General features: G+C 73.1%; 16 protein-coding genes. 9 read left to right on the forward strand and 7 right to left on the reverse strand.

The features are described 5' to 3' along the window. The first annotated feature begins 60 nt into the window (after window positions 1-60). The 4 genes from G011_RS0116135 (at window position 61) to G011_RS0116150 (ending at window position 4,784) form a co-directional block, all read left to right on the forward strand. The gene (locus G011_RS0116135) at window positions 61-2,370 is read left to right on the forward strand and encodes a polyprenyl synthetase family protein (RefSeq protein ID WP_019609389.1); all 2,310 of its coding nucleotides are present in this window, start codon (window positions 61-63) and stop codon (window positions 2,368-2,370) included. Window positions 2,371-2,412: 42 nt separating this feature from the next. Next, complete coding sequence (locus tag G011_RS0116140) at window positions 2,413-3,081, forward strand: ATP-binding cassette domain-containing protein (protein ID WP_019609390.1); 669 nt, start codon at window positions 2,413-2,415, stop codon at window positions 3,079-3,081. Further along, window positions 3,081-3,890, forward strand: coding sequence for a hypothetical protein (locus G011_RS0116145; protein ID WP_019609391.1), 810 nt, complete (start codon window positions 3,081-3,083; stop codon window positions 3,888-3,890). Before G011_RS0116140 ends, G011_RS0116145 begins: the two co-directional genes overlap by 1 nt. A 396-nt stretch (window positions 3,891-4,286) precedes the next feature. Further along, window positions 4,287-4,784, forward strand: coding sequence for a phage antirepressor KilAC domain-containing protein (locus G011_RS0116150; RefSeq protein ID WP_019609392.1), 498 nt, complete (start codon window positions 4,287-4,289; stop codon window positions 4,782-4,784). A 136-nt stretch (window positions 4,785-4,920) separates the two neighbouring features. Here the strand turns inward: G011_RS0116150 and yicI are convergent, their stop codons facing one another. The 5 genes from yicI to G011_RS0116175 all read right to left on the reverse strand — a co-directional run bounded on the left by yicI (window position 4,921) and on the right by G011_RS0116175 (window position 11,554). Next, window positions 4,921-7,254 (reverse strand): alpha-xylosidase, encoded by a 2,334-nt coding sequence (gene yicI, locus G011_RS0116155; protein WP_019609393.1) that lies wholly within the window; start codon window positions 7,252-7,254, stop codon window positions 4,921-4,923. 55 nt (window positions 7,255-7,309) lie between these two features. Beyond that, window positions 7,310-8,218: a carbohydrate ABC transporter permease gene (locus G011_RS0116160; RefSeq protein WP_019609394.1), complete on the reverse strand. Its 909-nt coding sequence runs from the start codon at window positions 8,216-8,218 to the stop codon at window positions 7,310-7,312. After that, the gene (locus tag G011_RS0116165; protein WP_019609395.1) at window positions 8,215-9,156 is read right to left on the reverse strand and encodes a carbohydrate ABC transporter permease; all 942 of its coding nucleotides are present in this window, start codon (window positions 9,154-9,156) and stop codon (window positions 8,215-8,217) included. The genes G011_RS0116160 and G011_RS0116165 overlap by 4 nt, the downstream gene beginning before the upstream one ends. Further along, the gene (locus tag G011_RS0116170) at window positions 9,153-10,412 is read right to left on the reverse strand and encodes a sugar ABC transporter substrate-binding protein (RefSeq protein WP_019609396.1); all 1,260 of its coding nucleotides are present in this window, start codon (window positions 10,410-10,412) and stop codon (window positions 9,153-9,155) included. The genes G011_RS0116165 and G011_RS0116170 overlap by 4 nt, the downstream gene beginning before the upstream one ends. 119 nt (window positions 10,413-10,531) lie before the next feature. Then, window positions 10,532-11,554, reverse strand: coding sequence for a LacI family DNA-binding transcriptional regulator (locus tag G011_RS0116175; protein WP_019609397.1), 1,023 nt, complete (start codon window positions 11,552-11,554; stop codon window positions 10,532-10,534). 264 nt (window positions 11,555-11,818) lie between these two features. On the opposite strand from G011_RS0116175, the gene G011_RS0116180 reads away from it, so the two are divergent. Continuing rightward, on the forward strand, window positions 11,819-13,777 hold the full coding sequence (locus G011_RS0116180; protein ID WP_019609398.1) for an aconitate hydratase: 1,959 nt from the start codon (window positions 11,819-11,821) through the stop codon (window positions 13,775-13,777). A gap of 36 nt (window positions 13,778-13,813) precedes the next feature. Here the strand turns inward: G011_RS0116180 and G011_RS0116185 are convergent, their stop codons facing one another. Beyond that, window positions 13,814-14,773: a sulfite exporter TauE/SafE family protein gene (locus tag G011_RS0116185; protein ID WP_019609399.1), complete on the reverse strand. Its 960-nt coding sequence runs from the start codon at window positions 14,771-14,773 to the stop codon at window positions 13,814-13,816. A 404-nt stretch (window positions 14,774-15,177) separates the two neighbouring features. On the opposite strand from G011_RS0116185, the gene G011_RS0116190 reads away from it, so the two are divergent. From G011_RS0116190 to G011_RS0116205, 4 genes are all read left to right on the forward strand, one after another. Continuing rightward, window positions 15,178-16,089 carry a TauD/TfdA family dioxygenase gene (locus G011_RS0116190; RefSeq protein WP_019609400.1) on the forward strand — a complete coding sequence of 304 codons (912 nt, stop codon included), beginning with the start codon at window positions 15,178-15,180 and terminating at the stop codon, window positions 16,087-16,089. Window positions 16,090-16,161: 72 nt separating this feature from the next. Further along, window positions 16,162-17,295 (forward strand): ABC transporter substrate-binding protein, encoded by a 1,134-nt coding sequence (locus G011_RS29920; protein WP_019609401.1) that lies wholly within the window; start codon window positions 16,162-16,164, stop codon window positions 17,293-17,295. Then, complete coding sequence (locus G011_RS0116200; protein WP_019609402.1) at window positions 17,292-18,128, forward strand: ABC transporter ATP-binding protein; 837 nt, start codon at window positions 17,292-17,294, stop codon at window positions 18,126-18,128. Before G011_RS29920 ends, G011_RS0116200 begins: the two co-directional genes overlap by 4 nt. After that, window positions 18,121-18,984, forward strand: a complete 864-nt coding sequence (locus G011_RS0116205; RefSeq protein ID WP_019609403.1) for an ABC transporter permease — start codon at window positions 18,121-18,123, stop codon at window positions 18,982-18,984. Before G011_RS0116200 ends, G011_RS0116205 begins: the two co-directional genes overlap by 8 nt. Before the next feature lie 142 nt (window positions 18,985-19,126). Here G011_RS0116205 and G011_RS31170 read toward each other — a convergent pair. After that, the coding region (locus tag G011_RS31170; protein WP_155979788.1) for a zinc ribbon domain-containing protein at window positions 19,127-19,493 on the reverse strand (367 nt) is incomplete at its 5' end.

Consider the following 19,493-nt stretch of genomic DNA (forward strand, 5'->3'; position numbering starts at 1 on the left):
ATACTCTCCGCTTGTGTCCGGGGTGGTGACCCCGGGCCGTACGAGCGGGAAGTAGGCGCGATGGACGCGTTTGGACATGGCGGGGTCCCGGGGCCACGGGACGGTTCCGGGGAGCGGCGGAGGAGGGCGACGCGTCCCGCCGCGGAGCCGGACGCGCCGGACCCGCGGGGCGGGACCGACCAACTGCGGTTCGCGTTCCGCCTGGTCGACGGTGCGGACGAGTACGGCCTGGTGTTCTCCTTCGCCCGCCTCGGCGGCGCGGCGGAAGGGGGCGCGGAGGCCCACCAGGCGGTCTGGCACGTGGCCGATCGGAGCGCACGCGTGCACGGCGGCGAGTCGTGGGTGGACCAGGGGTGCGTCGACGCGGTCCGTGCCCTCGTCGGGGCCGACCGGGTCACCGACCCGCGGGTGCGCCGGGCGCTCCTCGACGCCCTCTCCCAGGGGCGCCTGCCGGAACCCGACCGCCTGCTCCCGCGCGCGGCACGGTGGCGGGAGGCGCCCCTGGACCTGGACGCCGGGGACGTGGTGCTCGTGCGCGGGGACGGGCACGGCGGTCTCCTCGTCGAGGCGCGGGGGGAGGAGTCCGGTTTCCGGCTGCGGCTGTCCCCGCCCGGGAACGGCGGCCGACCGCGCGAGCACGTCGGCACGGCCCGCGCCTCCACGGACGCGGATCCCGGGGCCGAGAGCCCCGAAGCCCCAGTCTTGGAGGTCCCCGTCCTGGAGGCCGCGAGCCTGGAGGCCGCGGGGGTCCTCCACTTCCGGGGCCGATCCGCGCGGGTCACGGGCCGGGGCTGGCACGAGCGCGCGTTCGGCGGGGACATCCTCCCCGCGCGGGACGGCCGCGACGCCTCCTGGTCCCGTGCCCGCGTCCGCCTGGACAACGGATGGGAGCTGGCCGTCCACCGCACCGGCGGGGCCGACGCCCCGGACGGGGCCCCGGCCGCGTGCGGGGCGACGGCCGTGCTGTCCTCCCCGGACGGGGAGCGCGTCGAGGCGCCCGCGACCCTGCGCGGCCTGCGCCCCTGGACGTCCCTGACCACCCTCAACACCTATCCCACGGCCTGCGACGTGGAGGTCCCGCTCCTGGACCTGCGGCTCCGGACCACGGCGTGGTTCCCGCGCCAGGAGACGGCCTCGGTCACCGCCCCCTCCGGGAGGCTGGAGGCCCACGCCGACGCCGAGGGCACGATGGGCGGCCATCCGGTCCGCGGCCACGGACTGTGGGAGGTCTTCCCCGACACCCGGATCGAGGACTTCGAGCGCCACGTCACCCGCGTCCGCGCGATCACCCGCCAGGAGATCGACCTCCTCTACCCGGCGGATCCGGACGCGCGCTCCCTGGCGGAGCTGGCCGGGACCGAGCACCGGCCCGAGCGGCTCGACGGCGCGGTGCTGGAGGACCTGCACGCCTCGCTCGTGGGCCCTGTGCGGCACGCCACCGCGGGCCTGGGCAGGAGCTGGCGCTCCTACGTCTCGATGGCGGCCATCGAGCTGTTCGGCGTCGACAGCGAGCCCTACCGGCCCCTGACGGCAGCCGCCGAGCTCCTGCACACCGGCAGCCTCATCATCGACGACGTCGAGGACCGCTCACCGCTGCGGCGGGGCCGACCCGCGACCCACGTCGTCTTCGGCGAGGCGGTCGCCGTCAACGCGGGGACGGCGGCCTACTTCGCGCTGGACCGGGTCCTGAACCGGGTCCTGCCCGACGACGCGGCCCTGAGGCTGCGCGTCTACCAGGTCTACCTCCGGGCGCTGCGGGCCGGACACGGCGGCCAGGCGATCGACATCGCGGGCCACCGGGCCGCGATGGACGAGGCCGTGGAGACGGGCGACGCCGAGGCGCTCCTGCGGCGGGTGCGTTCGGGCCACTGGCTCAAGACCGCGGCGCCCGTGCGGGGGCTGGCCGAGATCGGCGCGCTCGTCGCAGGTGCCCGCGAGGAGCAGTTCCGGGCGCTGGGCGAGTACTTCGACGCCGTGGGGCTGGCCTACCAGATCTCCGACGACGTCATGGACCTACGCGGCCTCACCGCGCCCGCCGGGGGCGGTGGGCGCTCGGCGACCAAGCACACCGCCGAGGACCTGCGCGCGGGCAAGGTCACGATGCCGCTGGCCCACGCCGTGGCCCTGCTGCCGCCCCGCCGGCTGCGCGAGCTCTGGTACTCGGTGCGCGACGGCGACGCCGACGAGGCGACCGTGGCCGCCGCCGCGGCGTCCCTGGAGGAGTGCGGCGCGGTCGCCGCCTGCACCGGGGAGGCCCAGGGCCTGGTCGAGCGGACGTGGAAGCCCCTGCGGGACCTGGTGCCCTGCACGCGGACCTCCGTCATGATGGGCGCCCTCGGCGCCTACGCCGCCCGCAGGGAACGCGAGTAGCAGCGGCGACCCCCTCCCCCTCCCTCACGAGTGAGCAGACCGATGTCACACGCACCCACCCCCACACCGGCGCTGCGGGTCCGCGGCGTCCACAAGTCCTACGGCCGCCACCACGTGCTGCGCGGCGCCGAACTCGAACTCCCCGAGGCCTGCCTGGCCGGACTGGTCGGGGAGAACGGCTCCGGCAAGTCCACCCTGCTGCGCATCCTCTCGGGCGTCCTCGCCCCCGACCGCGGCACCGTCGAGCACCCCGGCAGCCTGGGCTACTGCCCCCAGCACACGGTGCTGAACCCGGCCTTCACCGTCTCCCAGCACCTGCGCCTCTTCCAGGTCGCGCACGACCTGCCCGACCTGTCCCGCGCCCGCGAACTCCTCGACGTCCTCGGGTTCGCCGAGTACCTCCACCACCGGGTCTCCACGCTCAGCGGCGGCACCCGCCAGAAGCTCAACCTCACCCTCGCGCTGATGCACGACCCGCACCTGCTGCTCCTGGACGAGCCCTACCAGGGGTTCGACTGGGACACCTACGAGCGGTTCTGGCGGCTGGCGGCCGACCTGCGCGACCGGGGCCGCTCCGTGCTGGTGGTCTCGCACATCGCCTTCGACACGGTGCGCTTCGACCGCCTGTGGCGGCTGGAGGGCGGGCGTCTGGTGGAGGGGGCGTCCTCGTCGGCACCCTCGGCCCCCGCGGCGGCGGCGGAGGGCCGGTGATGCGCCGCGCCTGGACCCGTTACGCCACCGCCACCCGCATGGCCCTGCTGGAGCACCTGCGCAACCGGCTGGCGCTGGTCCTGGTGGTGCTCTTCATCCCCGTCTGGATCACCCTGGTCTACCTCGTGATCGCCGACGCCGACGTGCGGTTCCTCCTGCGCGCCACCGGGGAGACCGTCACCGTGCACGGCAACCACGTCAGCAAGATCTCCGGCGCCGTCAACGCCGTCACGCTGATCGTCGGGTTCATGATGTTCATCGTCACCTACCGCTCCTTCGGGTTCGACCAGCGGCTGGCGATGGCCGGGTACCCGCGCCTGCACCTGCTCGCGGCCAAGCTCACGGCGCTGGTCACGGCCTCGGCGCTGGTCTGCGCCTACGCGGTGGCGGTGATCTGCTGGTACTGGATCCCCGAACAGCCGTTCATGCTGTGGCTCTCCCTGCTGGGGTCCGCGCTGGCCTTCGGCGGGATCGGGGTGATGCTGGCGGCCCTGCTCCGGGGGGAGCTGGAGGGCATGTTCTGCATCGTCATGCTGTCCATCATCGACATGGGGTTGCAGAACCCGGTGGCCAACCCGTCCTCGGACAGCGACGTCGTGCGCTACCTGCCCACCTACGGCACCATGCAGACCGGGGTCGCCGCGGGCTTCCAGGACACGGTGCCGCTCGCGTACCTGCTGCTGGGGCCGGCGTGGTTCCTGGCCACGGTGGCGGTGGCGGGGGCGGCGTTCCGCCTGCGCACCCGGGACCGCAGCCGGGCCTTCGTCCGCCCGCGTGCCCTCCGGTCGCGCCCGGTCCGTGCGGACTGAGTGACGGCGCCGCGCCCGCCGGACCCGGACGGCGGCGCGGCGCCGGAGGTTTTTCTCGCGCCGGAAAAGACGGGAAACGGATGACGAAGCGCCGTGAAGAACCCGGAGGAGGGTTTTAACTGCGGTGGAAATTGCGTTCCCGGCGGCGGACGGTCGCTTTTTCCCGAACCTTCTGGCGGAGGTGCGACAAGCCCCTCTGGTCAGGCGGTCCGGCCTGGTCCGGCGGGCTGTTCCGACCCTCTTCCCGGCGGGGCACGCGGAGCTTTTACGGGAATATCCAACGGCGCTTTCTGGTTGGAAAAGACAACAGGAGTGCGGGCCGGTGGTGAGGGCCCGCCGCAACGCCGCTCCGGCGCCCGAGACGGCGGGCGGGAGCGGAGGCCGTGGGGAGGAGCGGTGCAGCACACCGAACACATGCCGTACGACGAGGTCCTGGCCGACGCCGACCTCGGCGCGATGACCCCGGAGGCGCTGGCCTCCCTCGAACGCTTCGGGCGTGAGGTCTCCGCGGCCGCGCGCCGGGCCCTGCGGGCGCACGCCGAGGCGGGGGAGACCGCCTCCGCGGCCCGCGCGTGGAACGTCCTGGCCTCGGCCGACGGGGACTACTCCGTACGCGAGGCGGCGCACGTCCTCAACCGCGACCCCGCCATCTCCACCGGGCAGCGCCGACTGTTCTCCTTCATCCGCGCCAGCGGAATGGTCTCCCCGGACGACGACGTGCCCAGGGCCCGGCACGAACGGCACCTGCGCCTGCGGCCCACGTCCTACGACCACCCCCGCACGGGCAGGCGCGTGCCGGGGAGGCCGCAGCTGCGGGTCACCGCCGAGGGGCTGCGGTACCTGCACCGGAGGCTGGCCGGACACACCGCCCCGGCCCTGGACGAGGCGGCGTAGGGCCCGCGGGGCACACGCCGCGTCCGCCACCGCCCGCGCGCCTCAGCTCCCCTTCATGTGCTCCCGGGTCCCCGGTGCGCGCCGAGAACCCCCGACGTGTGCCGAGGGCCCCGGCGGACGCCGGGGCCCTCGCGCGTCAGGACAGGCGCAGGCCCACGCGGGCGGTCCCGGCCGGGACCGACACCAGGGTGCCGTCGTCGGTCACGGTGACCTCCGCCCCGGTGGCATCGGCCTCGGCCCCGCCAGCGCCGGCCAGCAGCACCCGCCACCCGTGGGCCGGAGCGCCCTCGGCCTCCACGGTGACCCCGTCCCCCGAGCGTTCGGTCCGGAAGACCGCGGCGGCCGAACCGTCGGCGGACGGCACGACCGTGGTGGTCGCCGGGGCCGCCTCCCCGGCCCCGTACACGCGCAGGGTCAGCCCGTCCGTGTAGTCGTAGTCGGGCCGGTCGTCCACCGCGCCGACCGGCAGGACCGCGTTCGGCCGCACCAGCAGGGGCAGGGAGTCGAACCCGTGGGTCTCGCGGCGCCAGACCGGGCCCCGCACCGTCTCGCCCGTGACCAGGTGGGTCCACACGCCCTCGGGGACGTAGTACTCCACGGAGCCGTCCGCGCTCAGCACCGGGGCGACCAGCAGGTCCTCACCCAGCATGTACTGCGTGTCCAGGTGGTGGCAGGTCGGGTCGTCGGGGAACTCCAGCAGCATCGCGCGCATCACGGGCGTCCCCTCCCGGTGGGCCTGAACGGCCGCGCCGAACAGGTAGGGCATGAGCGCGCACTTGAGCCGGGTGAACACGCGGGCCACCTCGGTGGACTCCTCGTCGAAGTCCCACGGCACCCGGTAGGAGCGGCTGCCGTGCAGCCTGCTGTGCGAGGAGAGCAGGCCGAACGCGAGCCAGCGCTTGAACACCGCGGCGTCGGGGGTGCCCTCGAAGCCGCCGATGTCGTGGCTCCAGAACCCGAACCCCGACAGCCCCAGGGACAGGCCGCCGCGCAGGCTCTCCGCCATCGCCTCGAACGTCGAGGCGCAGTCGCCGCCCCAGTGCACCGGGAAGCTCTGCCCGCCCGCCGTGGCCGAGCGCGCGAACAGGACGGCCTCGCCCTCACCGCGCTCGCGCTTCAGCAGGTCGAACACCGTCTCGTTGTACAGGTGCGTGTAGTAGTTGTGCATGGCCTGCGGGTCGGAGCCGTCCGACCACACCACGTCGGTCGGCACCCGCTCGCCGAAGTCGGTCTTGAAGCAGTCCACACCCATGTCGAGCAGGGCCTTGAGCTTTCCGGCGTACCACGCGCGGGCGTCGGCGGACGTGAAGTCCACCAGCGCCATCCCCGCCTGCCACATGTCCCACTGCCACACGGTCCCGTCCGGCCGCCGGACCAGGTGCCCCAGCCGGGAGCCCTCCTCGAACAGCGCCGACCGCTGGGCGATGTAGGGGTTGATCCACACGCAGGTCCGCAGCCCGCGCCCCTTGAGCCGGGAGAGCATGCCCACGGGATCGGGGAACAGCTCCGGGTCCCACTCGAAGTCGCACCAGTGGAACTCGCGCATCCAGAAGCAGTCGAAGTGGAACACGCTGAGCGGCACGCCCCGCTCCGCCATGCCGTCGATGAAGCGGTTGACCGTGTCCTCGTCGTAGGAGGTGGTGAACGACGTGGACAGCCACAGCCCGAACGACCACCGCGGCGGCAGCGCGGGGCGGCCGGTGAGCGCGGTGTACCGGGCCAGGATCTCCTTGGGGCTCTCCCCGTGGATCACGTAGTAGGTCAGGGCGTGGTCCTCCACGCTGAACTGCACGCGGCCCACCGACTCCGAGCCGACCTCGAACGACACCGGCCCCGAGTGCGCCACGAACACCCCGTAGCCCCGGTTGGTCAGGTAGAACGGCACGTTCTTGTAGGCCTGCTCGCTGCTCGTGCCGCCGTCGGCCTGCCAGATGTCCACGGTCTGGCCGTTGCGCGTGAACGGCGTGAACCGCTCGCCCATGCCGTACACCAGCTCGCGGATCCCCAGTGACAGCTGCCCGAGCATGTGGTGGGAGCCGTCCGCGTCCTCCATGAACGCGGTGCCCTTGGCGTCGGAGCCGGTCAGCACGGCGCCGCCCGCGCGGAACTCCATCCGCCAGGGGCCCTCGGTGGCCACCCGAAGCGACAGCTCACCGCTGGTCAGCTCCACCGAGGAACCGTCCCTCACCACCGAGGGGGCGGCGCCGGGGTCACTGCGCACGTCGAACTCCGGCGCGCGCCGGACCGAGCCCGCCAGGTGCGTGCTCCGCACCCCGATCACGCCGGGCGCGGGCGACCAGCAGTCCACCGTGATCAGCGGTGTGTTGAGTGTGTCCCCCCGGTGCCCGATCGGGCGCACCGGGGCGTAGAGGGTGAACCGGTCGTCGTGCACCCGCACATCGCGGGCCTCGCGCGCGCGGTTGGCGCGCACGCCCTCCCTCATCTGCCAGAAGCCGTCGGTGAACTTCATGGGCGTCCCTTCCCTGTCGTCGTGGTCTCGGTTCGCCGGTGGTGCGGGCGGCGGGTCACTTGATCGACCCCCCGGAGATCCCGGCCGCCACGTATTTCTGCGCGACGACCAGGAGCACCGCCGCGGGGATCGAGGAGAGGACGGCCACGGCCATGACGGCGCCCCAGTCGCCGACGTGCGCGCCGATGTACTCGTAGATGCCGAGCGTCACGGGCTTGACCGCGTCGGTCGTGTTCAGCGTCAGCGCGAACAGGAAGTCCGACCACGCGAACAGGAAGGTGAACAGGCTGCCCGTGATCAGCGCGTTGCGGCTCATCGGCAGCACGATCGAGACCAGCACGCGCAGGCGTCCGCCGCCGTCGAGCATCCCGGCCTCCAGCACCTCCTCGGGGATGGACACCATGAACGCGCGCAGCAGGACGATCGTGAAGGGGATGCCCAGGGACGCGTCGGCCAGGATCAGCCCGAGGTAGGAGTTGACCAGGTCCAGTTCGACGTAGGCGTTGTACAGCGCGTTGGCCACGACGATGCCCGGGACCATCTGGGTGATCAGGGTGGCGAACACGACCGTCTCCGCGCCGCGCAGCCGGAACCGGGCCAGGGCGTAGGCCGCCGGGGTGGCCACCGCCAGGCAGACCGCGACCGCGCCGAGCGCCACCAGGATCGAGGTGAGCAGGTTGCCCGCCTGCGACTCCCAGGCCCGCTGGAAGTTGCCGAGGTCGAGCGTGCGCGGGAACCACCGCAGCTCCACCATCGCGGCGCCCGGTTGCAGCGCCGTGTTGACCATCCAGTACAGCGGGAACAACAGCACGGCCAGGACCAGGCCGCCGAACACCGCGCTCACGGCGTCGCCCCGCGCCCTGCGCGTCACGCGCGGGCGCCGGGGCCGCGCGGTGGCCGGTGCCCCGCCGCTCCGGGACGGGCCCGCCGGGGAGGGGGCGGTGCTCTCGGGTGCGGCGCTCATCGGGTGACACCTCCACGGTTGGCGCGCAGGTAGATGACCGCGAACACCATGCTGACGAGGATCAGGACGTTGCCGACCACGGCCCCCTGGCCGAAGTCGAGCTGGAGGAAGGACAGCTGGTAGGTGAGGGTGCCCAGGGTCTCCGTGGAGTGCGCCGGACCGCCGTTGGTCAGCGCCAGGATCAGGTCCAGGATCTTCACGGTCGACATGAAGCCCAGCACCAGCACCACGGTCACGACGGGCCGCAGCAGGGGCAGGGTCACCCCGAAGAAGGTGCGCAGCGGGCCCGCGCCGTCGAGCACGGCCGCCTCGCGCAGCTCCGCGGGGATCTCCTGGAGCCCGCCGTAGAGGATCACCATGTTGAAGGGGATGCCGATCCAGATGTTGACCAGCACCACCGACAGCAGCGCGAAGTCGGGGCTGCTCAGCCAGGGCACGGCCGACGACGTGATCTGGAGCGCCTGGAGCGACTCGTTCAGCACGCCGGTCTCCTGGTCCAGGACCCGGCGCCAGACGGTGCCGGCCACCACCATCGGGATCAGCCACGGCAGCAGGAGCAGGGACCGCATGATCCCCGACAGCGGGAAGCGGCGGCTGAAGAAGACCGCCAGCGCCATGCCGATGCAGAACTGCCCCGCCAGCGATCCCAGCGTGAACAGCAGGGTGTGCCACAGGGACGCGCCGAACAGCTCGTTGGCGAAGACCGCCCGCCAGTTCTCCAGCCCGTTGAACGGCGCCTCCCCCGTGAAGTACGTGGAGAAGGTGTAGTCCTGGAAGCTCATCGCCACGTTGCGGACCAGCGGGTACCCGAAGAACAGCAGCATGTACAGCAGCGCCGGGGCGACGAACAGCCACTTGGTGAGGTTCTGGCGCCCGCGCGCCGTGGTCGCCGTCCTCGCGGCCGCCGTCGCCGTGGGCCTCGTCCCCGTCGCCGTCATGACCGGGCCTCCAGCTCCGCCTCGACCCGCGCCTGGGCGCGTTCCATGGCCTCCCGCGGGCTCGCCTCGCCGGTGAGCGCCGCCTGGAGCGCGGTGCCGATGGCCTGGGAGTAGGCGTTCCACTCGGTGCCGGCGTGCTCGGTCCGGCTGCGCGCCGTGCGCACCTGGTCCACGAACGGGGCCAGTTCCGGGACCAGGTCGCGGTACTGCTCGGCCGCCCCGGTGTCCACGGGCACGTTGCTGCCCTTGGTGGACCAGTCCAGCTGCGCCTCGGCCGTGGTCAGGCAGGCCACGAGTTCGGCGGCCACGCGCTCGCGGTCGGGGTCCTCGGCGTTGACCGGCACGGTGAAGGTGGTCCCGCCGATCGGAGCCACCGAGGTGTCCCCGGCCTCGGGCACGGGGATCTCCGCCACGGCCCACTCCAGGTCGGGGTGCTCCTGGAGGACCGGCAGCTGCCAGGGGCCGTTCACCATCATGGCCGCGTTGCCCGCGATGAACTGGTCGTTGACGTCGGCCTGGGTCCAGTTGACCACCGAGGGGGAGACCGATCCCGCCTCGACCAGGGAGGTGACGTACTCCAGCGCCTCCACCGACTCCGGTGAGGCCAGCTCCCTCTCGTCGCCGCCGTTGGACCACAGCCACGGCAGGAACTGGTAGACGCCGTCCTCGGTGGCCAGGGCGCTGATCGCCAGGCCGTAGCGCTCGCCCCCGGTCAGCTCGGCGGCGGCCTCCTCCAGCTCAGCCCAGGTCCGGGGCGGGTCGATGCCCGCCTCCTCCAGGACGGCCGCGTTGTAGAAGAGGCCGAGGGAGTTCACCGACCGGGCGGCGCCGTAGTACACGCCCTCGTAGCTGCCGATGGACAGCGCGCCCTCGGACAGTCCGTCCGTGGGTATGCCGAGTTCCTCCAGCGGTACCAGGCCCCCGGCCGCCGCGAACTGCGGCAGGTCCGAGCCGTCGAGGTTGAGCACGTCGGGGAGCGAGTCGGAGGAGGCCATCCGCAGGGCCTTGGGCACGAGCTGGTCCGCGGGCACGCTGATGTGGCGCACCTCCACGCCCACCTGTTCCCCGCAGGCGTCCATCGCCTCCTGGTCCCAGGTGTGGTAGGGCTCGTCGGTGCTGGAGTCCATGATGGTGTACACGCTCGGGTCGCGTTCGGCCGCGCAGCCGACTCCGGTGAGGGCGAGCGCCGCGGCGCAGGCGGCCGCCGACGCCGTTCGTAGTGGGCGGTGCGGGTGTCGGTACAGGTGTTCGTGCATGTCGGGGGGCCTTCTCGGCGGGGGCGGGTGTCAACGCGCCGGTCGCGTAGGGGGCTGGCGCCGCCGGGGTCGCGACCGGCCGTCGGGTCCGGCGAGCGGGTCACCGGGGCCGGTGGGGGTCAGGGCGGGGGAGCGGCTACCGTCCCCCCGGGGGTGATCTCGGGCGGGATGAGTTCGCGCCGTCCTCCCGGGAACGGCGGGCTGCCGCGCGCGGCCTCGGCGGCCAGCCGGGTCACGGCGGCCGACATCCGCTCGACGGGCAGCTCGACCCGGGTCACGTCCAGTCCCGCGAGGTCCTCGGGGAAGCTGCCGATGGCCACCAGGGAGACGTCCCCGGGCACGTCGGTGCCGCGCGCGGCGAGGTGTCGCAGGACCCCGGGCACGGCGGCGGGGTGCTGGAGGGCGAGCGCGGTGGGCGGGCGCTCCCCGTCGAGGAGCGCGTCCAGCCGCCGGTACAGCTCGGCGGGGTCCTTCGCCGAGGGCAGGACGCGCACGGGGACGCCGAGTTCGGCGGCGGCGCGTTCGGCCCCGCGCAGACCGCGCACGGAGTAGCTGCGACCCGAGGCGATGTCCTCCTCCACCGTCGACACGAAGCACAGGTCGCGGTGCCCGGCCCCGTGCAGCAGGCGCAGCGAGGCGACCGCGGCCTCCTCCCAGTCGAGGTCGGCCCAGGGCGCGGCGTCCTCGTCGGAGGGGCGGCCGAGGACCACCACGGGGAACCCCAGCGCGTCCATCGCGCCGATGCGGGGGTCCTCCATCTCCACGCCCATGATCACCGCGACGTCGGCGAGCCTGCTGCGCGCGGCGCGCTCCAGCCCGTACGCCCCGGCGTCGTCGTCGCGCACGGTCAGGAGCAGCAGGTCGTAGCCCAGCTCCCCGGCGGCGCGGCTCAGCCCGTACATGAACCGCCCGCCGACCGGCAGGTAGCCGGGTGAGGCCAGCGGCAGGGCCAGCGCGATCACGCGGGTGCGGGCGCTGCGCAGGGAGCGCGCGCCCGCGTTGGGGTGGTAGCCCAGTTCGTCGATGGCCGTCCGCACCGCGGACCGGGTCCGTTCGGAGACGCGGCGGGAGCCGCTGAGCACGTAGGACACCGTGCTCGGGGCCACGCCCGCCGCCGCGGCGACGTCCTTGATGGTCACCATCGCGGCCTCCCTCCTCCCCCCCGCACACCTTTGTCGAAGCGCTTCGACAGCCCGACGCGCGGATCCGTCGAATCGATTCGATGAACGGGCACCATGGTAGGAACCACACCCCCGTGTGACAACCCCCTCATCGGAGGATCCCTCGCGGAGTCCGAGGGCCGGGCCGCCCTCCCCCGGTCCGCCGTGCGCCGAACCGGCGGCGCCCCCGTTTGCCGCGCGCCCGTGCGGTCAGGAGCGGGGAGAGGCGGACGAGGGGAGAACGCCATGGGACGCGGAGTCGCGCGCAAGCTGATCGACGCGCACCTGGTCGAGGGGGAGATGGCGCCCGGAGAGGTCATCGGGCTCTCCGTCGACCAGACCCTCACCCAGGACGCCACCGGCACGCTGGTCATGCAGGAGCTGGAGGCCCTCGGCCTGGACCGCACCCGGGCCCGGGTCAGCGTGCAGTACGTGGACCACAACCTGCTCCAGACCGACGAGAAGAACGCGGAGGACCACGCGTTCCTGCACTCCGCGGCGCGCCGGTACGGCCTGTGGTACTCCAAGCCCGGCAACGGCGTCTCCCACCCCACGCACATGCAGCGCTTCGGGGTGCCCGGCGCGACGATGGTCGGCTCGGACTCCCACACCTGCGCCGCCGGATCGCTGGGCATGCTGGCGGTCGGCGTCGGCGGCCTGGAGGTGGCCATGGCCATCGCCGGGCGCCCGCTGCGCGTCCGGGCACCGCTGATCTGGGGCGTGCGCCTGACCGGCGAGCTGCCCCCGTGGACCTCGGCCAAGGACGTCATCCTGGAGATGCTGCGGCGGCACGGGGTCAAGGGCGGGCTCAACCGGATCATCGAGTACCACGGTCCCGGGGTCGCCACGCTCACCGCCATGGACCGCCACGTCATCGCGAACATGGGCGCCGAGCTGGGCGCCACCACCACGGTCTTCCCCTCCGACGGCGCGGTGCGCGACTTCCTGCGCGCCGAGGGCCGGGAGGACGACTTCACCGAGCTGCTGCCCGACGACGCCGCCGACTACGACGTGACCGACGAGATCGACCTGTCCGGGGTGGAGCCGCTCATCGCCCGGCCCTCCTCGCCCGGCGACGTCGTCCCGGTCCGCGAGGTGGCGGGCACCGACGTCAGCCAGGTCGTCATCGGCTCCTCCGCCAACCCGGGACTGCGCGACTACGCGGTCGCCGCCGCCATGGTCAGGGGCCGCCAGACCGACAGCGCGGTCAGCTTCGACGTCAACCCGTCCTCACGCCAGATCCTCTCCGACCTGACCCGCACGGGAGCGACCCTCGACCTCATCCAGGCCGGGGCCCGCATCCACCAGGCCGGATGCCTGGGCTGCATCGGCATGGGCCAGGCGCCCGCCGTCGGCCGCAACTCGCTGCGCACCTTCCCGCGCAACTTCCCCGGCCGCTCGGGCACGGTGGAGGACGCGGTGTGGCTGTGCTCCCCGGAGACGGCCGCCGCCTCCGCGCTCACCGGCGTCATCACCGACCCGCGCGACCTGGCGGGGGAGCTGGACACGGCCTACCCCGACCTGCGTCCGCCGGAGCGGGCGGCGGTCAACACCGCGATGCTGGTCCCGCCGCTGCCGCCGGAGGAGGCCGCGCGGGTCGAACTCGTCAAGGGGCCCAACATCTCCGCGCTGCCGGACTTCCCGCCCCTGCCCGACCGGATCGAGGCGCCGGTGCTGCTCAAGGTCGGCGACGACGTCTCCACCGACGAGATCTCCCCGGCGGGCGCCCGAGCGCTGCCCTTCCGCTCGAACGTGCCCCGGCTCGCCGAGTTCACCTTCACCCGTATCGACGAGGACTACCCCCGCCGGGCGAGGGAGGCGGGCCGCGAGAGCGGCCACATCGTGGTCGGAGGGGAGAACTACGGGCAGGGCTCCTCCCGCGAGCACGCGGCGATCACCCCCCGCTACCTGGGTCTGCGGGCGGTGATCGCCAAGTCCTTCGCCCGCATCCACTGGCAGAACCTCGCCAACTTCGGTGTGCTGGCCCTGCGGTTCACCGAACCCGGCGACTACGACCGCGTCGGCTCCGGCGACGTCCTCGTCCTGGACGGCCTGGAGGAGGCCCTGACCTCCGGCTCGGAGCTGACCGCGCGCAACACGACGAGGGACGAGGAGTACCGGCTGGACCACCAGCTCTCCCCGGCGCAGGCCGAGGCGGTGCTGGCGGGCGGCCAGATCCCGCTGCTGGCCCGGGAGCTGGACTGACCCGCCCGCCGCCCGGGCCCGACGCCGGGACTCCCCTCAGGAGGCGGTGTCGGAGGAGCGCTGCCTCTCCGGCTCGGCGGCGCTCGGCGCGGTCGGCTCCGCGCTCTCCTCCGGGGTCGCGGGGGCGGTGCGGCGCTCGACGAGGTGGGCGCGCAGCGACCAGACCACGGCGCCGATCCACGCCGCCCACACGAGCACGTAGACGGCCGTCTGGACCGCCGGGGGAAGGGTCAGCCACTCGGTGCCGAGCAGCGTCCGGGTGTTGGTCAGCACGATCAGCCCGCCGACCAGCGAACCGAGGATGCGGGGCGGGATGTAGCGCACGATCCAGGCGGCGATCGGCGCCGCGATGATGCCGCTGATCAGCAGCGCGAGCACCCAGCCGACGTTGATCCCGGCCGCGCCCAGACCGACGAGGAAGCCGAGGCTGGCGGCGAGGGCGACGATGAACTCGCTGGTGTCGATGGTGCCGACGACCTTGCGCGGCTCCATGCGCCCGCTGGCCAGCAGGGCGGGGGTGCCGACCGGGCCCCAGCCGCCGCCTCCGGTGGCGTCGACGAACCCGCCCACCAGGCCGAGCGGGGTCAGGAAGCGCCTGCGCAGGGGCTTGTCCAGGTTCCGGGTCGGCGTGCCCCACGCGGTGAAGCGGATGAGGATGTAGAGGCCGAGCGCGAGCAGGATGCCGGACATGATCGGCGCGGCGGCCTCGGTGGACAGCCAGCTCAGGAAGGTCGCCCCGGCGAACGAGCCGATCGCGCCGGGCAGGGCGATGCGCCGGACGACCTTCCAGTCGACGTTGCCCAGCTTCCAGTGCGAGACGCCCGAGGCCAGCGTGGTGCCGATCTCGGCGAGGTGGACCGTGGCCGAGGCCGCGGCCGGGTTGGTGCCGAAGAGCAGGAGCAGGGTGGTGGAGGTGACGCCGTAGGCCATGCCGAGACTGCCGTCGACGAGCTGGGCGAAGAATCCCGCGATGGCGAGGAGGACGAGAGTGCGCATGTGGGCCTTCCGGTGGGGAGGGATACGCGGGGCGGTGGAGGTCGGCGCGGTGTCCGGCTCCGGACGGAGGGCCCGGGTCGGTCCGCCGCGGGCGCCGGATCGGGCGCCGTGCTGGCGATGGAGGTAAATCTACCATGTTGGTAGGAATAGTGGCCAAGTAGATCGCCGGGTGTTTCCGAGGATTTTTCGGCGCCCGCCCGGGGCGGCTCCCGGATCCCGCGCGGCTCCAGGGGTGGCCGCAGAGGGTGTCCGGTGGCGTGCGCCACGAAACCACATTATTCCTACCAACTTAGTTGACTTTAGAGTTCGGCCGGTCCTACCTTCGTGTCACTCGACGCGAACGGCCCGCGACCGGACGCGTGAGGTGACCGCCGCGCCTTCCCGCCCCCGTGAGGAGCCCTGCCGTGACCACCACCACGGACCTGTCCCTTCGCCCCGTCGCCGGACGCATCGGCGCCGAGATCTCCGGCGTGCGCCTGGGCCCCGACCTGGACGGGGCCACCGTCGCCTCGATCCGGGCGGCCCTGCTCGCCCACAAGGTGGTCTTCTTCCGCGACCAGCGGCACCTGACCGACGAGACCCAGGCGGGCTTCGCCGCCCTGCTCGGCCCGCTCACCACCCCGCACCCCACCACGGGCGCGGCCTTCGGCGGCGACCACCACGTCCTGCCGATCGACTCCGAGCGGGGCAAGGCCAACAGCTGGCACACCGACGTCACCTTCGTCGACCGCCCGCCGCAGGCCAGCGTCCTGCGCGCCGTCCACCTGCCCCCGCGGGGCGGCGACACCGTCTGGGCCAACACGGCCACGGCCTACCAGGACCTGCCCCAGCCGCTCAAGGACCTCGCAGACGGCCTGCGCGCGGTCCACACCAACGACTACGACTACGCGGCGGTCGCCCCCGAACGCGAGCCCACCGGCGACCTCAGGAAGTACCGGGAGGCCTTCGTCTCCACCCTCTTCAAGACCGAGCACCCCGTGGTGCGCGTCCACCCCGAGACGGGCGAACGGGTCCTGTTCCTCGGCCACTTCGCCCAGCACTTCACCGGCCTGAGCAGCAAGGACTTCCACCACCTGTTCGACCTGCTCCAGCAGCGCGTCACCCGGGCCGAGAACACCGTCCGGTGGAGCTGGCGCGAGGGGGACGTGGCCGTGTGGGACAACCGCGCCACCCAGCACTACGCCGTGGCCGACTACGGCGACGAACCCCGGCGCCTGCACCGCATCACCGTCGGCGGCGATCTCCCCAGGGGCGTGGACGGCCGCCCCAGCCGCTCCCTGACCGGCGACTCCAGCGGCTACACCCCCGCGGTCTGACCCGCGGCCCCGAACCTCCTTCTGCCCGCGGCGGGCCGGCGAGCCCGGCCCGCCGCCCTCCGGAGCCAACACATGCACACCCGACGCGACATCCTGCGCTACACCGCGGCCGCCGGGGCCGCCCTCCCCCTGCTCTCCGCCTGCGGACCCCCGGGGAGCGGCGCGGCCGGAGCCTCCCCCGTGATCCGCTACCAGGGCTGGACCGGAGACGTCCTCCTGCCCGAACTCGCCGAGGACCTGGGCTACCTGGACGGCATCGGGCTGGAGTGGATCGGCGACACCACCAGCGGCCCCCAGGACATCCAGGCCGCGGCCACCGGCAGCACCGACGTGGGCGGCGCCTTCAACGGGGCGATCGCCAAGCTGGCCGCCGCCGGGGCGCCCGTCACCGCCGTCCTGGCCTACTACGGGGCGGACGAGGAGACCCACAACGGCTACTACGTCCTGGAGGACAGCGACATCACCGGGGCCCGCGACCTCGTCGGCAAGCGGGTCTCCATGAACACCCTGGGCGCCCACCACGAGTTCGTGGTCCGCGAGTGGCTGGCCAGGGAGGGGCTGACCAACGAGGAGATCGCCCGGGTGGAGCTGACGGTGGTCCCGCCGGTCAACGCCGAGCAGACCCTGCGCAACGGGCAGGTGGAGGTCGCCACGCTCGGCGACCTGCTGCGCGAGGTCGCCCTGGAGCGCGGCGGCATCCGGCCCCTGTTCACCGACCACGGCCTGTACGGCGCCTTCAGCTACGGCTCCCTCGTGCTGCGCGACGACTTCATCGAGGCCCACGAGGACACCGTCCAGGCCTTCGTCGGCGGGGTCGCCCGCGCGATCCGGTGGACGCAGACCACCCCGCGCGAGGAGGTGGTGGACCGCTACACCGACATCATCGGGCGGCGTGGCCGCAACGAGAGCGCCGAGGCCGTCCGGTACTGGCGCAGCACCGGCGTCGCCGGACCCGGCGGCGTCATCGCCCCGGACGAGTTCCGGACCTGGATCGACTGGCTGGTCCGCAACGGAGAACTCGACGAGGGGGCGGTCGAGGCCGAGGAGCTGTTCACCAACGACTACAACCCCTACGCCAACGGGACCTACCCCGAGGACTCCGGCCCCGACGGCCGACCCCTCGCGCAGGGCGGCGCTCCCGGGGACGGCGCCTCCGGGGGAGCGGACGACACACGGCGCGCGGCCGGGGACGAGGGGAACCGATGAGCACCGCCACAGCACCCGTCAAGCTCCGCCTGAACGGGGTGCGGCAGACCTTCACCGCACGCGGCCGGTCCGCCACGCTGACCGCGATCGACGACGTCACCCTGGATATCGCCTCGGGCGAGTTCCTCACCCTGGTCGGGCCCAGCGGCTGCGGCAAGTCCACCCTGCTCGACCTGGTCGGCGGGCTCACCCGGCCCGCCTCCGGCGAGATCCTGCTCAACGGCGCCCCGGTCAGGGGACCGGGCCTGGACCGGGGCCTGGTCTTCCAGCAGTACGCGCTGCTGCCCTGGCGCACCGCGCAGGGCAACGTCGAGTTCGGGCTGGAGGCCAAGGGCCTGCCCCGACGCACCCGGGCCGACCGCGCGCGCGAGTACCTGTCGCTGGTCGGCCTGGAGGGGTTCGAGGACCGCTATCCCCACGAGCTGTCCGGCGGTATGAAGCAGCGCGTGGCCATCGCCCGGAGCCTGGCCTTCGACCCCGAGGTCCTGCTCATGGACGAGCCGTTCGCGGCCCTGGACGCCCAGACGCGCGAGTCCCTCCAGGAGGAGCTGCTGTCCGTGTGGGAGCGCACCGGCAAGACGGTCCTGTTCATCACGCACGGCATCGACGAGGCGGTCTACCTGGGACAGCGGGTCGCGGTGATGACCTCGCGCCCGGGCCGGATCAAGAGCGTCATCGACATCGACCTCGACCGGAGCGCGGGCGGCGACCTGCGCTCGGACCCCGCGTTCGCGCACTATCGGCACCGGGTGTGGCGGGAACTCCACGACGAGGTGGCCCAGGCCCGGCGGACCGAGCGCGCGCTCACCGAGAGGGGAACCGACCATGGCTGACACGCTGACCCGCTCGGCGGGCACCGCCCCCTCCGACGCCTCCTCCCCGGCGGCGCCGGGCACGGGCGGACCTCCCCCCGCGCTCACGGCCGCGCTCCGGCTGGCCTGGCTCTGGTTCAAGCGCTCGGCCGTCATCGCGGCCTTCCTCCTGCTGTGGGAGGTGGCGCCGAGGATCGGCCTCCTCGACCGGGTGTTCCTGCCCCCGTTGACCGAGGTCCTGGCCGCGACGCGGGACCTGGCCCTGAGCGGACAGCTGTGGAACCACGTGTCCGCCAGCCTCGCCCGCGCCCTGAGCGGCTTCCTCATCGCCGTGGCCGTCGCCGTGCCGCTGGGCGTCCTCATCGCCTGGTACCGGCCGGCTTCGGACTTCCTCACGCCGATCCTGGAGCTGTTCCGCAACACCGCGGCCCTGGCCCTGCTGCCGGTGTTCGTGCTCGTCCTGGGGATCGGCGAGGCGTCCAAGGTCTCCCTGGTGGTCTACGCGTGCGCCTTCCCGGTCCTGCTCAACACCATCACCGGGGTCCGGACCGTCGACCCCCTGCTCGTCAAGTCGGCGGCCTCCCTGGGGTTCGGGCCGCTCGCGCTGTTCCGCAAGGTGGTGCTGCCCGCCTCGGTCCCGTCGATCTTCACCGGCGTGCGCATGGCCGGGGCCTCCTCGATCCTCGTGCTCATCGCCGCGGAGATGGTCGGCTCCCAGTCGGGCCTGGGCTACCTCGTCAACGCCGCCCAGCTCAACTTCCTCATCCACGACATGTACGCGGGAATCCTGGCCATCGCCGTGGTGGGGGTGGCCCTCAACGGCGTCCTCGTCGCGCTCGAACGGCGCTTCTCCCGCTGGCGCACGACCGAGCGGTGACCGCGTGCCCCGGAGGCGGCGCCCGGAACCGCCGACCGCTGGCCGGCGACCGGCGACCGATGACCCACGACTGACCCACGACAGCGAAGGACCACACAGTTGACTTCCTCTCCTGCCTGAAGGCAGGAGAATCCGGAACCACCTACCGGTGGTTCGAGGCCAACGCCTCGTCACGGGTCGCCCCGTGGCCTTCCTGCTTCACCGCCGGTCGCCCCGTCCGGGAGGACTCCCGTTGAGGTCTCACACCAGCTCCACAGGCAACAACCGCCAGCCCGGCGGCTTCGAGATTGAGCGCCGCGTTCACGTCCCGATCATGGGCCACCCCACAACTGGGGCACGTCCACTCCCGTACACGCAACGGCAACGACGCATGCACGTAGGCGCACCCGGGCGTCGAACACGCCTTGGAGGAGGGAAAGAACCGGTCCACCACCACCAGGTCCCGTCCGTACCAGGCGCACTTGTACTCCAGCATGGTGCGCAGCTCACGCCAGGCCGCATCCGAAATC

The organism is Nocardiopsis sp. CNS-639 (assembly GCF_000381685.1).
GTDB classification, from domain to species: Bacteria; Actinomycetota; Actinomycetes; order Streptosporangiales; family Streptosporangiaceae; genus Nocardiopsis; species Nocardiopsis dassonvillei.